This is a genomic window from Desulfosporosinus shakirovi, from assembly GCF_020595055.1.
In the GTDB taxonomy this organism is placed as follows: domain Bacteria; phylum Bacillota; class Desulfitobacteriia; order Desulfitobacteriales; family Desulfitobacteriaceae; genus Desulfosporosinus; species Desulfosporosinus shakirovi.
Genome location: NZ_JAJDOO010000002.1, coordinates 189574 through 204946 on the forward strand (window position 1 = coordinate 189574; position 15373 = coordinate 204946).

At 37.7% G+C, this 15373-nt stretch carries 13 protein-coding genes; 12 read left to right on the forward strand and 1 reads right to left on the reverse strand.

Annotated features, from left to right (window positions below; genetic code table 11):
- The first annotated feature begins 443 nt into the window (after positions 1-443).
- The 8 genes from LJE72_RS02975 to LJE72_RS03015 all read left to right on the forward strand — a co-directional run bounded on the left by LJE72_RS02975 (position 444) and on the right by LJE72_RS03015 (position 8746).
- Complete coding sequence (locus tag LJE72_RS02975; protein ID WP_073032806.1) at positions 444-632, forward strand: ferredoxin; 189 nt, start codon at positions 444-446, stop codon at positions 630-632.
- A 73-nt stretch (positions 633-705) separates the two neighbouring features.
- The gene (locus LJE72_RS02980) at positions 706-1935 is read left to right on the forward strand and encodes a (Fe-S)-binding protein (protein WP_229246143.1); all 1230 of its coding nucleotides are present in this window, start codon (positions 706-708) and stop codon (positions 1933-1935) included.
- A gap of 350 nt (positions 1936-2285) precedes the next feature.
- Positions 2286-3287, forward strand: a complete 1002-nt coding sequence (locus LJE72_RS02985) for a 4Fe-4S binding protein (RefSeq protein ID WP_229246144.1) — start codon at positions 2286-2288, stop codon at positions 3285-3287.
- Positions 3288-3819: 532 nt separating this feature from the next.
- On the forward strand, positions 3820-4644 hold the full coding sequence (locus LJE72_RS02995; RefSeq protein ID WP_229246145.1) for an ion transporter: 825 nt from the start codon (positions 3820-3822) through the stop codon (positions 4642-4644).
- Positions 4645-4889: 245 nt separating this feature from the next.
- Positions 4890-6047 carry a DUF4317 family protein gene (locus tag LJE72_RS03000; RefSeq protein WP_229246146.1) on the forward strand — a complete coding sequence of 386 codons (1158 nt, stop codon included), beginning with the start codon at positions 4890-4892 and terminating at the stop codon, positions 6045-6047.
- A 207-nt stretch (positions 6048-6254) separates the two neighbouring features.
- A complete protein-coding gene (locus LJE72_RS03005) occupies positions 6255-7133 on the forward strand; it encodes a radical SAM protein (protein ID WP_229246147.1) in 879 nt (292 codons plus the stop codon).
- A 31-nt stretch (positions 7134-7164) separates the two neighbouring features.
- A complete protein-coding gene (locus LJE72_RS03010) occupies positions 7165-7641 on the forward strand; it encodes a GNAT family N-acetyltransferase (RefSeq protein ID WP_229246148.1) in 477 nt (158 codons plus the stop codon).
- A 151-nt stretch (positions 7642-7792) separates the two neighbouring features.
- Positions 7793-8746 (forward strand): anti sigma factor C-terminal domain-containing protein, encoded by a 954-nt coding sequence (locus LJE72_RS03015; RefSeq protein WP_229246149.1) that lies wholly within the window; start codon positions 7793-7795, stop codon positions 8744-8746.
- A 444-nt stretch (positions 8747-9190) separates the two neighbouring features.
- On the opposite strand, the gene LJE72_RS03020 is transcribed toward LJE72_RS03015, so the two are convergent.
- Positions 9191-9994, reverse strand: a complete 804-nt coding sequence (locus tag LJE72_RS03020; RefSeq protein ID WP_229246150.1) for an SDR family NAD(P)-dependent oxidoreductase — start codon at positions 9992-9994, stop codon at positions 9191-9193.
- 148 nt (positions 9995-10142) lie between these two features.
- Between LJE72_RS03020 and LJE72_RS03025 the strand changes: the two genes are divergently transcribed.
- From LJE72_RS03025 to LJE72_RS03040, 4 genes are all read left to right on the forward strand, one after another.
- The gene (locus LJE72_RS03025; RefSeq protein ID WP_229246151.1) at positions 10143-11267 is read left to right on the forward strand and encodes an ROK family transcriptional regulator; all 1125 of its coding nucleotides are present in this window, start codon (positions 10143-10145) and stop codon (positions 11265-11267) included.
- 398 nt (positions 11268-11665) lie between these two features.
- Positions 11666-13195, forward strand: a complete 1530-nt coding sequence (locus tag LJE72_RS03030; protein WP_229246152.1) for a sugar ABC transporter ATP-binding protein — start codon at positions 11666-11668, stop codon at positions 13193-13195.
- Positions 13179-14171: an ABC transporter permease gene (locus LJE72_RS03035; protein ID WP_229246153.1), complete on the forward strand. Its 993-nt coding sequence runs from the start codon at positions 13179-13181 to the stop codon at positions 14169-14171. Before LJE72_RS03030 ends, LJE72_RS03035 begins: the two co-directional genes overlap by 17 nt.
- Before the next feature lie 133 nt (positions 14172-14304).
- Positions 14305-15294 carry a sugar ABC transporter substrate-binding protein gene (locus LJE72_RS03040; protein ID WP_229246154.1) on the forward strand — a complete coding sequence of 330 codons (990 nt, stop codon included), beginning with the start codon at positions 14305-14307 and terminating at the stop codon, positions 15292-15294.
- Positions 15295-15373 lie beyond the last annotated feature (79 nt).

A 15373-nucleotide genomic window follows, 5' to 3' on the forward strand; every position in this document is an offset into this window, starting at 1 on the left:
CTGAAGTTCCGGATTGTTTTTTAAGACAGTCTGGAACTTTCATTTTTCTTGTTTTTTCCTCGACATGGAAGGAAATTATGTCATAGCAGTTATTGACATATGTTCAATACAGAGTATAATTAATTATAAAGGGCATATGTCAATAACTACGAGGAGGTAAATTTATGTCAGGTAGAGATGGAACAGGTTAAAAGGAAAGCAAAGGTGAAAGAAGGACGCTCCTTTTACTTTTGTCAAGACAATTGTACTCTGATGTCCGATGAGTATGAAACAATACAACTCATCGACTTAGAAGGGTTGTGCAGGAAGAGTTGCCGACCAAATGAAAATCCAACGAACTTTTCAACATTTTAATAATGATTAGAGAAAATTATCACATAAATCTTTTAGAATTTTAAATATTGTGTTCGCCTTATTTAACAAATAATTGAGGAGGAGACATTATGATTGCTGTAGTAAACCAGGACGAATGCATCGGGTGTGAATCATGCCCTGAATTCTGTCCTGAGGTTTTTAAGATGGGGGCCGACGGGTTAGCAGTAGCTTATACAAACCCAGTCCCTAGTGAGTGTGAGGCAGCGGCCAAAGAAGCTGCCGAGGGTTGCCCGGCACATTGTATTGCTATTGAATAGTTAAGTAATGAGCGAAGTTTCAAAGAGCAGAATTTGAGGGCTTTGACTAAAGTCAATCGGAGGTGAACATTAGTTGGGAGAACCAATAAGAGTTAAAAGTTTAGATCCGACTTTACGTGATGAAGTGGCTGAATTATTGAATGGCTATGATTTTTCTAATTGCCTCACTTGTGGTATGTGTACAGCTGGCTGTATTTATAGCGATCTGCATAAGGATCAGGACCCTCGTAAATTCATACGCAAAGTTGTCCTTGGTATGCGAGAAGAAGCGGAAAACGACCCCTTTATTTGGAATTGTACAATGTGTAATCGATGTACCGTGGAATGCCCAATGGGAGTGAATATCAACGCACTCACGAGAGCCTTTCGAGGAAAAGTGGCTAAGGCGCCGGGTTATCTGCAAGTTATTGCTGATGATCATATACGGACAGGTAACCAGATGGGTGTTGAACAAATTGATTATGATGAGACATTAGAATGGATTGAAGAAATGATGCAGGAAGAGCTGAAAGATCCGACTTATAAGATTCCTTTAGATGTGCCTAATGCAGATTTCTTCTTTGGATTCAATGCTCGGGAGATTAAACATTATCCAGCTGATCTGCAAAGTATTTTGAATGTTTTTCATGCGGCCAAAGCAAACTTTACGATCAGCTCTAAACGGTGGGATGCTACTAATATTTGTTTGTTCACGGGTAAAAACGATGAATTCGATCAAATTTCACGCCCGATGTTTGAAGAAGCTGAGAGGCTAAACTCTAAGGAAATTATTGTCACAGAATGCGGCCATGCTTTCCGATCGACCAGAGTGTTTGCGCGTGATTACTGGAAAGGGAAACAGTTCCCTGTTCGCCATATAATGGAGTTGTATGCCGATTGGATTAAAGACGGTACATTAGTGCTAGATAAGACCAGAAATACAATCCCAGTAACTCTACATGATCCCTGTAATACGGTTCGTAAAGAGGGGATTGTTGAACCTCAGCGCTATGTGTTGAGCAATACTGTAATGGATTTTCGCGAAATGTTTCCTAACAAGGAGTATAACCTTTGTTGTGGAGCTGGCGGAGGAGCGGGTGCCGTAGCTGAAACTAAAGCAATGCGTATGGTAAAAGCCAAACCTAAAGTTGATCAATTAGTGGCTACAGGCGCGACAATTGGATGTATCCCTTGCCATAACTGTATGGACCAGTTTGTTGATATGAATAAGCATTACAAACTGGGTATGAAAATGATGCATCTCACTGCCTTAATAGAAATTGCATTGGGTTTAGTAGATGAGGAGAAGCAATTTACTCATTAAATCATTAACATTTCGTCAGTAGTAATTGCCTTAGTTTAGGGGAATTAAAGCAAAAAGCACAGGCCAAGAAATTCTTGCTTGTGCTTTATATTTTCTTGTTTTCCTGCTAACATATTGTTTAGGTCAGTCTTGACATCTAAAGGTTAGTTGAAGGTTGAAGTTTTCTAGGAGGACTCAAGACACCGGATACAGTGGATTTCGGAGCCTTTGCCTTAGGCTTTTACTAAAAAGGAACCATGCGTAGAAATCCAAGAGGGTTTCCTTTTTTTAAGTTTACCGTGAACTGTATCACACATTATTCATCTTAAAACTATATAATTGAGAATAATTAGCATAGAAGAGGAGAACTTATGTCGAAGCATAAAAACATTTACACTTGGCGCAGACTCATTCAATTACTATTCACCATTATTGTTGTCTTAATCGGGATTCAATTTACCCGTTTTGTTTACAGCATTACTAATCCAGACACCATGCAGTTCATTGTAAGACCGGCGGGAGTGGAGGCATTTCTTCCGATCAGTGCTTTAGTTGCTTTAAAATCATGGCTCGCTAATGGTATCTTTGATCAGATCCACCCGGCCGGACTTGTGATACTTTTGGCTGCCATGATCGTTTCTCTTTTATGGAAGAGGGCATTTTGTTCTTGGATTTGTCCTTTTGGTACATTATCTGAGGGTTTAGCTTTATTAGGTAAAAAGATGTTCAAGAGGAATTTTATCCTGCCAAACTGGCTCGATTATCCTTTACGCTCTCTAAAGTATATAATTCTTGCTTTTTTTGTCCTTTTCATTTTTGTGCTCATGGATGGAGCTTCAACCTACATGTTTTTACAAACTCCCTATAACATGGTTGCGGATATTAAGATGTTAGACTTTTTTAGGAAGATGACTTGGGTAGGATTCAGCGTTGTCATCGGGTTGATGCTGCTTTCCATCCTTATTGAGCATTTCTGGTGCCGGTATCTCTGTCCCTATGGAGCTTTGTTAGGTTTATTGGGCATGTTAAGCCCTTGGAAGATCCGAAGAGAGTCTCTCTCATGTATATCTTGCGAAAGATGTTCGATCTCTTGTCCGAACCGAATTAAAGTGGATAAAGCACTAACCGTTTGGTCACCGGAGTGTACTGGGTGTTTAGATTGTGTGGAGCAGTGCCCGGTAAACAACACTTTAAGATTTGATCTTCCTAAGACTACGTTCCCTTTGTCACCAAGGATGTTGGCTCTGGGAGTAGTTGTTGTATGGATCGCTTTAGTCGGTGTTGCTAAACTGACTGGCTATTGGGAAACGAGTATCTCAACGGAAATGTATAAGATGTTAATCCCAAGTATGGACCAGTTAAATCACTTTTAAGGTTATAATCCATTCCGTAAAATATACTCCAGAGAGTGTTTAAATACTTGAAAGTTAAGTGGCTAAGATTTTTGACTTTCTTAAAAGTGAGTCTCGATTGAAGAGACCGTAAACCATAATGCTAAGAGGAAAAGCTACGACAGCCTCGGAGAAGGAATGAAATGGTGAAGTAATTCTTATAATGCCAAAGAAACAGTAAATACTATTGTGAGGTGACCTATGAAGATTGGAAATTCTCGTTAGAGAAGATACTATGATGAAGTGTACAGGAAAGGGCTGCTTGAACACTCTCCTTCGGAGAAAAGATGCTTTTGCTGGATATAATGAAGAAATAGAGTTGCTGACTTTGATTTAAATCGTAAGATTGAGAAAATGCTTGAAGCCGGCATTGAGAATATTTCACATCTCCTCCTGCTTAAGAGGAAAGTCCCTTGCCGGCCGGCAAAACGAAGATTATTTAGAATGGATGTAGTATACTGAATAAATATCGATCTGATGTAATAAGTACAGACTGAAAATGGAGATTTCATATATGGGGACCGACCAAAAGAGCTTATCTCTGAAAGAGAAATTATTTATAATTATATTCAAGGCCGATACCAGAGCTGGACGGGCTTTTGATATTGCACTTCTATGGCTGATACTAATAAGTATTTTAAGTATCTTTTTGGAATCTTTGCCGAGTTTATCTAAAGATTACTTAGAGTATCTTTATTGGATTGAATGGGTCATCACAGTTCTGTTTACGATTGAATACATTGCCAGAATATGTATTGTAAGAAGTAAATTAAAATACCTGAAAAGTTTCTTCGGCATCATAGATTTGCTAGCCATACTACCAGCATACTTAAGTATTTTTATTGCCGGAAGTCAGTTCGCTTTGATCTTAAGGATTTTTCGCTTGTTGAGGGTATTTCGAGTCTTAAATCTTGGAAGATATGTTGGTGAATCTTATTCTTTACTTAATGCGCTGAAAGCTAGCAGGTTTAAAATCACTGTTTTCCTAGAAGCTGTTTTAGTTATTGTAGTAATTGTGGGAACACTAATGTATTTGATCGAGGGAGAGATCAGTGGTTTTGATAGTATACCTATATCTGTATACTGGACAATCGTAACGCTTACCACGGTCGGTTTCGGCGATATCACTCCGATCACTCCACTTGGAAGGGTAGTAGCTTCTTTGCTGATGCTCCTTGGTTATGGAGTAATCGCAGTTCCTACTGGAATTGTTTCTAGTGAACTGGCGAGAACCAGATCAACAAAGGGTAATGAGCGATCCTGCCCCAGTTGCAGTATAATAATTGAAGATGAAGATGCAAACTACTGTAAGAATTGTGGACAAGAACTAGAACATTAATATATCCAGATCGCCCTATTAGGGCGGTCTGGTTTTGTTTTTATCAATGTTAACTTTTGTTATTGGGAGGAATTGCAGAAAAGATGCCGAATATTGTATGCATAACATATAATCTGTAGGTATCACTCGAATTATCAGTCATCAGCTTTTGTTGATCAACAAAAGCTGGAATTGTTTTAGATTGATTATTTGCTGGAGAGGCCGGAGTGTTCAGCCTAAGGATTTAATAAAAGGGAGATAGATGATTGAACAAGGAAGATATCGCCAGCATTCGTAAAGAGCTAAAAACAAATAATTCCAAATTGAAAATTCAAGAAATATGCAGCTATTTTATCAAACAAGACAGTAAGGATATCCTCTGTTCTGAAGAAATATACTTTGATATGATGGACGAACTTAAAAAAGAGTTGTATTTAAAAAACTTCAAGAAAGTATTAACCGGTAAGATTGATTCGAAAATTTTTGAGTTAGAATTCAAAAATAATAAACTGGGTGAAAATCAAACACAGAAGCAAATGCTTGAAATTTTGAAAACAAAGAATTTCAAAGAAGCGACACAAACTCTCGTAAGTAAGATTCTTGAAGAAACTTGCGAAAAGTATGAACTGGATTTTATGATTAGTTTTGTTCGAGGAGAAGTATATAAGTCAGCTGAAAATAAAGATAACGGTGAAGTAGATAATGACGTAGCCTACTCCTTGGGGTTTTTTATATGCAGTGTCTGCCCTGTTATCAGTCCGAAAAACTCACTCAATTTTGATTTCATTGAAAGAGAGTTTAGCACCAGTGTGCCTGCAAAAGCTATCATTAATACAGCTTCTCCTTTTGAGGGTTTTATGTTCCCTTCGTTTAGTGAAGATGCTGCAGAAACTGACAAGGTTGTTTACTATACCCAAAAAGAAAACAAGCCCAATCCTTTGTTTGTAGAAAACATTCTCGATTGTGATTTCAAATCGACAGCCCAGGCGGATAAAGAGCGGTTTTTTGAAGTTGTTCGAGACATTGTAGGGGCCGAAATTGAGCCGGAAGTAGTTTCGAGCATTTATGAAGAACTTGGTCGTCGACTTGACGTAGAGGAAGAAAGCGGAGAAGTTTCTTTAATAGGTTTGAAAGATATGGAGAGAATTTTAGAAAATAGCGGGATTAACACCGCAGATAAGTTGAGATCTTCGTTTCTGGGAATTATGGGTGAGGAAAACTACGAGTTTAAAGTCTCGAGTATTACCCCTAGTTATGAAACGAAGTCGATTAAAATTGACAACAACACAGCGTCAATTTCTATTGGACCCCAAGATTTGAAAAATGTTAAGCAAGTAACCAAGGACGGTATACGATATTTGATGATTAGAATTGATGACACAGCCACACTTGAAGGCTTTGATTTGGTTACTGAGGAATTTTAACATCATAAAACTTAACCAGATCGTTAGATCTGGTTTTTTTATATTTACTTAGATTATTTACTGATCTGGGCAGGAAGTCTAAGAAAAAATGTGGAATATTAAATTGGTCTCAATATTAAGATTGTCGATAATTGGAACATCTCCATTAACAATTGTTATGATTAAAAAAGTTCTTACACTTAAGAACTTAAAAGGGAGTTTGTTAGAATGCATTATACAGGTACGATCTATAGACCACCCGCCGAGGCTAAGACCTTACTATTACAAGTTACAGTTGGGTGTTCACATGACAGTTGTACATTCTGCAGCATGTATAAGGATGTCTCATTTCGCATTGAGCCTATAGAGCAAATAGAGGAAGATTTAAGAGAGTCGCGTTCCGATCGCCCTGATGCGAAAAGGGTCTATCTTGTCGGTGGTGACCCCTTCGTATTACGCTTTGAACAACTAAAAATAATTGCTGAAAAGATCAAAGAATATCTACCCCTCTGTGAAACTATTTCCATGTATGCTCGGGTAACCAATATTAAAATAAAATCAAGGGAAGAACTCAAAGCACTGCGTTCATTGGGGATTAATCAGTTGTATATTGGGATTGAAACCGGTCATGATGAAACCTTAAGTCGAATCCATAAAGGGAATACGGCTGAGGAAGCTGTCATACAATGCAAACGACTAGAGGAAGTCGAAATTACGTATCATGGAATTTATTTGAATGGCTTAGCTGGTCATAGCAAAGGAGAAATTAGCGCCTTAGAAACAGCCAGATTCTTTAATCAACTAAAGCCCAAAAGTATAGGGATAACCTCCTTAACCCTGATACCCGGTACAAACTTATATGAACAGAAACTTAAAGGTGAATTCGTCGAGGCTACAGAATTTGAACGAGTTCAAGAATTAAAATGTTTTATCGAACATCTGGATATAAGCACTAAAGTCTTTGCTAATCATGTATCAATGGCTACTCCCGTGGTTGGCAAAATCCCCGAAGACAAACCTAAGATGCTTAAAGTGTTGCAAGACACTATTGACGATTTTGATGAAGATGAATTAAGGCAGTATCGAGAGCAGTTAAGACAGTTGTAATGCCTTAACTCATTCAGGAGGATTTAACTATATGGATATAAAGGTAAGGGAAGCAGTCATAAACGATTATGAAAGTTTATGTGAAATTTATGTTGAACTGGATGAGCAACACAGGTTAAATCATCCTGAACTTTTTATTAAACCTGAAGATTACGCAAGAGCAAAAGAGTACATATCGGAAATCATCAAAGATAGTAATAAGGCACTTTTTGTTGCCGATATTGACACGAAAGTTGTGGCTTTTGCAGAATGTTTCATTCAGAAGTCGTCTGAATTCCCAGTTATCAAGAAGAGGGAATGGGTACAATTAGATAGTATTGCAGTTAAGAGAAATTATCATAATTATCATATCGGTTCCTTACTTTTGGGAAAAGTTGTTGAGTGGGCTGAAAGTAAAGAGATGAAAAGAATCGAATTAAAAGTATATTCCTTCAATAAGTATGCTGATGAATTTTATTTAAGGAAAGGTTTTAAAGATTTAAGTAAGGCTATGTATTTAGATTTATAGTGTTCAGATTAGCATTTGAATTTTAGAAGGCGTATCCGGTTTCACGAGGTCTGCCGGTACTTTTTTAAAAGCAGATGACCCCTAATAAAAATTTGTATTTGTGATCGTCTTTTAGGGCCTGAAATGAATTTTAAAGTTTGGGGGGGAAGTATTGTACAACAGTGAATTGGATGAAATGCTTGATGATGAAAAATTAACAAGGGCAATCAAAAAGAGGATAAGGAAGTCTTCTTTAAAAATGATTTTCATATCACTGGCTGTGATTACTGTAACATTTATTGCAATATATTTTGCTAATATAGCCATAACACATAAGTTGAGTAATGAAATCTTCGGCTTTAATGAGAATAACATTAAGCTTCATGTACCCAACGGTTATATTAGCAAGTCCACTGATTCTATGGGTTTCTTAGTGGGGAGAAGTGATTTTATTGTCTCCAGAGATGTAGCAGGTAAACCCGTGGTTCTGGAAAATAAGGTTTCTGCCTATGGCTTACTTACGCCACTTGTTCTCGGAAGGAGCCAGGGCTTTGGAAGTTTTGCAGGAGAATGGCCGGTTGATTATTGGGAAAATGGATACAGAAAAATGATCTTTTTTAATCCGGAAATATCCTATAAAGAATATAAGAATGATCTGGACGAGTTGGATAAGGTCTCCTCAGATAAACTTATAGAGTTAGGACTATCTTTTGATAAACCATATATAGCAACAGATATGCCAACTATATTACCTTTAGTTAAGAAATCATGGTATTGGATTAATGCCTTTAGAAAAGAAGATTCGGATCGAAACAAAAAACAAGCTGCTGAAAACGATGGTAAGGCAACCTATATTAGAGAAAGTGATGTCTTAGGAGTGAGCGTATACCACGATCTTAAGGACTTTAACGAGGGCTACAATAATCTCCGTGAGTTATTAAAAAGTAGTAAAGATAACAAGTATAACGAAATCTATAACGAACTTGACACAAAAGGCTACACTGATTCCTCCAATGTTCCTATTTTAGGGGTGATCGTTTATGGAACGAAGGATGAACTTAAGTCGCTTATTGGTAATCCACACATTAAGGCTTCTTCGTTTGGAGTGGTAGTAGATAAGTATTAATTATGACCTGTCAAGATCTTTTGCAGAGGTCATATATGTGCCAGAGAATTATAGAGAGGTTGAAGGTTGCGACATTATTTAGGTTTATATGATAATAGAAAAAATGGGTTTTAAGGGGGATGCCTAATGACTATAACCATTACGGGGCCCGCTAACCTTACGGGTAAAGTTATCATGAACTGAAAATCAATAAGCAGAAACAAGTCGTTACCTGATATCTATAGACTAGACACTTTTAAAAAAGTTTTAGTCTATAGATTTTTTTACATCGCTATAAACGAACTTCTACCGGAGACACTATGGCAATCCCTTCAGTTTCAAGAGTTACACCCTTTACTTCAATGTTTGAACTCCTTTAATCTATAAGCCATTGCCTTCTTATAATAATTATTTCCATGATAAGATTACCGCCCATTCTATAGTCCTGTATTAAGGTGGGGAGAGTTAATCAACGGTATTATATTTAAGGAGACACTTAGAAAATTCTAAGGCAGTTATTCTTTCAGCTGTTAGGCCATCAGACATGCTAGAGGCTAGGAAAATAATTGGTTTTATCATAACTATTGGGCGTAACAGTGGAGATTTTATTTGACGATTAATATCTTCGGGAATCATCCCGGTATCAGTTGCTCTACCAGGAAGGAGCATATTAACGGTTATTCCATATGGGCGGAGATCCTCTGCCATTATGTATGACAGTGACTCAGCTCCGTAACCAGAAGGGCCGTAGGGGATAAAGCCCTTGCACCTCGTGGTTTCATGATTTATCATAATGTTGATAATTTTTCCATGTCCTTGGTTAATCATAAGTGGGGTAAACCCTCGGGCCACAAGAAAATAACCCGTAAGATTTGTGTTGATTAAATTTCGGAATCCGTCAGGGGTAACTTGGAAAAAGGGTTGTGGTTCTACCATGAATCGCGTATTTACTGTACGCATACCAATTCCAGCGTTATTGACTAAAACATCAAGTTTCCCCCAGGTTCTCTGTACCCATTCAACTGAATCCGCAACCGATGTCTCCGACCGAACATCTAAAGGCAATCCGTATGCATTCAAACCCGATAATTTAAGTCGCTTAACTTGATTATCCAGTTTTACTCCTGGTCTTGAGGCCAGAGCAACCGTAGCCCCTGCACGAAGAAGACCTTCCGCCATTGCAAGTCCAATACCGCTTGAGGCACCGGTCACAACTATACGGATTCCCGATAAATCAATTGAGGGATTTGAAGTATTAGTTTCAGTCATCATATACCTCCTGAAAAATTGTGCTATGAGTATAATACCTCCTATCCTTTTACAGGACAACTTTAAGCAAAGTGTAATTGAAAAAACAACAAAAATATAATAATATAAATACATTATTAAAACACATTTATGAAAGTCGGGGGATACGATGACAATAAGCAGAGTGAATAGCATTGAAGTGAGAAAGATCAATCGAAATGCTATCTACAAATTTTTATATAAGCGGGATCCTATCTCGATTCAAGAAATAGCTCAGACTCTAAATATGAGTTTACCCACCGTCACCCAAAATCTTAAAGAGTTACAAGAGAGAGATTTAATTATTGAGACAGGTTTATTCGAGTCTACAGGAGGCAGAAAAGCGAAGGCTATTACGTTTAATAGTCATAAATATGCTATTGGATTAGATATCACTCGTAATCATGTTGGAATTGTATTAATAGATTTAAGCGGAAAGTTGATCAAAAATGTCCGAAAGCAATATCCATTTGTCAATTCTAAAGAATACTTTGCAGGAGTTGGAAACTTAGTACAGCGATTCATTAATGATTGCACAATAGAAAGTTCGAAGATTTTAGGTGTAGGTATTGCCTTACCTGCAATATTATCAGCAGATAAACAAAGGGTGAATTACGCAACTGTTATCGATTTCAAAGGGGGAAGCGTGAAGGATTTTAGTGAATTTATACCATATCCATGCATTTTGAGTAATGATGCAAATGCAGCAGGATTTGCAGAACTATGGAATGAAGAAGATATCCAAAACGTGGTATATCTTTCTCTTAATAATAGTGTCGGTGGATCTATTATTATAGGAAAGAATATCTTTTCAGGACAAAATCAACGCAGTGGTGAGTTTGGACATATGACAATTGTTCAAAACGGTCGCACTTGTTACTGTGGACAAAAAGGATGTGTTGATGTATATTGCTCAGCTAAAATCCTATCAGATAGCACCAAGGGGAATATTGCTGAGTTCTTTAAATTTCTAAGATTAAATAATGAACCTCAAAAAACTCTTTGGGAAGAATATCTCTCGCATTTGGTCATCATTATCAACAATTTAAGAATGCTCTATGATTGTAATGTAATTCTAGGCGGATATGCCGGAGCCTATATGGATGAGTACATTGATCAATTAAGAGAATTAGTATCAAAAAGAAATTCGTTTGAGGTAGACGGAAGTTATCTGCATGTCTGTAAATATAGGTTGGAGGCAACAGCTGTTGGCGCAGCCCTGCAACATGTCGAAACCTTTATCAATAATATTTAAATATATTTCTTTAACCTACTCAACCATTGCAAGGAGTACCAATTCTAATGATGTTATCATCTTTACTGGATAACTTAGTAATTCAGGCAAGATGATTTTTCATGTTTGTGTGTTGCAGAAAAATGGAAATAACCATAGAGTTCAGATGACAAAATTAATTCAGAAATGTATAACTTTACTAGTCAAACACAGGTTGACTTAAGTGAAAAAAAAGATATAATTTTATTGAATCTTATTAAAATATATTTACAAAAGTCTTATATAAATCACGGGAAAATAAGTTCGTTTTTTACAAATGTTTAAGTGGTGAAATATGAGGGATGTTAAAGTAAGACTCTATTCTGATTTTAGAATCAGCATGAGAAAGGATTAAACAAATAATCTCATGGGGGAAGAAAATGAAAGAAAATATTAAGCTGCGAGTATCACAGATTGAGAAATCGTTTCCGGGTGTTAAGGCTCTTGATAAGATTGATTTCGCTGTCAAAAAAGGTTCTGTCCATGTATTGTGCGGAGAAAACGGGGCGGGAAAATCAACATTAATGAAAATTATTAATGGAATTTATCAACCGGATAGTGGTCAGATTTACATAGATGAAAAACCGGTGAAAATCAATAATCCTATCCAAGCGAGAACTCTAGGGATCTCCATGATATTTCAAGAGATGAGTTATGTTCCTGAGATGACAGTTGAAGAGAATCTTTTTCTTGGAAATCTCCCCGTTAAAAGGTTCGGCAATGTTAATTGGAAAGAGGTAAGACGACGCACTAAAGAGCTCTTACTGGCAGAAAATCTACCCTATTCTCCGACGACCCCACTTAAAGATCTTACTATATCAGATATTCAGATGCTGGAAATCATTAAAGCTATTTCCTACAAGTCCGATATCATCATCATGGATGAGCCCACCTCGGCGATCACACTTAAGGAAGTAGAAAAACTATTCGTTAAGATAAGAGAACTTAAAGCTAGAGGGGTAAGCATCATCTATATCTCTCATAAGTTAGATGAGGTTTTCCAGATAGCGGATGATATAACAGTGTTAAGAGATGGAACGGTTGTAGAAAGCCACCCTAAGGAAGAACTGGACATCGAAACGGTTATTGCCTTGATGGTGGGGCGTAAACTTACCACGACCTTTCCAAAAGAACACGTTGCTATTGGGGAAGATATGCTTCAGGTTGAAAACTTGAATTGCGCCAATGTATTCCATAATATTAATTTCCATGTTAAAAAAGGGGAAATTTTAGGATTTGCTGGGCTAATGGGTGCCGGAAGAACCGAAGTTATGCGCGCTCTATTTGGCCTTGATCCAAAAACATCCGGGGTTGTAAAAATTAAAGGCAAGGAAGTTTCGATTAAAAACGTGCGTCAGAGTATCGATCATGGGATGGTCATGCTTTCAGAGGATAGGCGACGATACGGTATAATTCCTATGCGGTCAGTGAAAGAAAACACGACCCTTTCTAATTTGAAAAGTGTTTTTTATGCTTACAGGAATCATAAAAAAGTTGAGAAGAAACTGGTCTCCGAAATTCTTAATAAAATGAGAATTAAAACACCAACCATAGATACACCTATAGCATCATTGAGCGGAGGTAATCAGCAAAAGGTTGTTCTCGCCAAATGGATGATAAGAAATCCTGATATTCTAATCTTGGATGAACCTACTCGAGGTATTGATGTCGGCGCCAAGTTGGAAATTTATAAGCTTATGACGGATTTAGCTAAAGAGGGTAAAGTCGTAATTATCGTTTCTTCTGAACTCCCTGAGGTCATTGGGATGTGTGACAGGATTTATGTCATGGCCAAAGGAACAATCACAGGGGAGATAAATCGAGGAGACTTTTCTCAAGAGCTCATTATGAGATATGCTACCGGAACTTTGACAGCTGAGGGGGTGAACTTAAATGAAATTAGGAAGTAATTTTTGGAGTACTGTTAAAAAGAAATACAGCATTTATATGATTCTAGTCGGGTTATTCATTGTATGTTCACTGGCAAATCCTAACTTTTTGTCAGTCAATAATTTAACCAACATTTCTAGGCAGTTATCAGTTACCACTATCCTGGCACTGGGTGCGACACTGCTTATCATCAGTGGAATGCTGGACTTATCATCAGGGTCAGTCCTGGCACTTGCCGGAGTATTTGCAGTATCTACCTATAAAGCGACAGGCTCTTTGTTATTAGCGCTAACTGTAGGTATTCTGACTGGGATTGTATGTAACGTAATTAATGCCATCATGGTTAGTACCTTTAAAGCACCTCCTTTTATTGCTACATTGGCAATGCTTACAGTGGCTCGTGGTGTGGCACTTCTGTACACGAAGGGACAGAACATCCTTCAATTGGGAAAATTTACGGAATTAGGACAGGAATCAATTGGAGTTATTCCCATTCCTATTATTTTTCTAATAGCGATTGCAATTCTAACCTGGTATTTGTTGAATCATACACGATTTGGACGTTCTCTTTATGCTGTCGGAGGTAATGAAGAAGCGGCTATTGCCTCAGGGATTAACGTTCATAAGGTTAAATACACTGCTTTTATCATTAATGGTATTTTTGTAGGGATTGCGGGTGTTCTATTCATGTCCCGTGTCAATGCGGGTCTACCGAATGGCGCTATCAATTATGAGTTTACCGCTCTAACCGCAGCTATTATTGGGGGAACGAGCTTTTCCGGAGGTATTGGTACTGTAGGAGGAACCCTTGCCGGTGCATTTATTGTCGGATTTTTAGATAACATTATGAACTTAAACAATGTAGATTCGTATATGCAACAAATAGTTCGCGGCACCATTATCGCGCTTGCTGTAATCTACGATATTCGATCAAGGAACCGCAGAGCAAAAGCTACGTTAGTCAAAGCCGAGGATCTGGGAGCAGATAAACAATAAAAATATCAGTTTAAGGCTTGTTTAATGATGAGAAATCATCAAATTCTTGAACGAAGTAATTTATGAACTTCAATTAATAAGCCTTGCTGTTTAAAAAATATAACTTTACAAGAGAGAAGGATGGAGAAAAAAGATGAAGAAAAAACTGTTAAGCGTAGTTTCAGTGTTATTAATGGTGGCTTTATTAGCCGGTTGTTCATCAAGTAAGCCAACAACACCTGCCCAGAGTGACTCGTCCAGCGAAAAAACATACAAGGTTGCCTACATAGCACGCGCCCAATCCGATTCATTTGCGGCTTGGCTTGCTAATGCAGTTAGAGATGAAGCTAAGAAATATCCGAATATTACCCTAGAGGTTTTCGATGGTCAGGCAAACGATGATAAAGAAAACTCTATGATTGAGAATGCTATAACCAACAAATTTGATCTGGTAATCGTACAGCCAAATAGTGGCGAATCTCAAAGACCTTATGTAGAAAAGGTCGTTAAAGCAGGTATCTTTGCAATTACAACTAATGCACGTATTTCCGGTATTGAAGGTGCATCGTCAGTTGATGCTCAACCTTATGAGCAAGCAGCGGTTAATGCACGTGCAGCTTTAACACAAATTCCACAGGATGCAAAAGTCGTTGTTCTAAAAGGACCTTCCGGTAACTTCCATGCCGATGAGCGTCGTGCCAGTTGGCAGAAAGAGTTCTTTGACAAACGCCCAGATGTTAAAATTGTTGGTGAGCAAATCGCTAATTGGAACAAAGATGAAGCTATGAAATATATGGAAGACTGGGTTCAAGCTAACGATAAAATTGATGCTGTTATTGCCATGAATGATAACATGGCTGCCGGAGCACTTGAAGTAGTTAAGGACAATCCAAAGTATACAAAAATGTTTGCCTATGGTGTTGACGGAACTGCTGAAGCATTATTCCTCATTAAAGAAGGCAAAATGACGTCTACTTGTTTGCAAAATGCTAATGAACTTGCAGAGAAAATGCTTGATGCAAGTAACAAGCTTTTAACTGGTGCAGAAAAAGAGATTAACACTGATATTGGTAACCCCCTGGTTACTAAGGAAAATGTTGATGAATACATTGAAATCCTAAAAAAATCCGGAACGATTAAATAGTACTTTTATGGCTCTCTGGAGTACGCAGGACATTCTCCCTTAGGGATGAATGTCCTGTTGGCTAACATCTACCCTAACG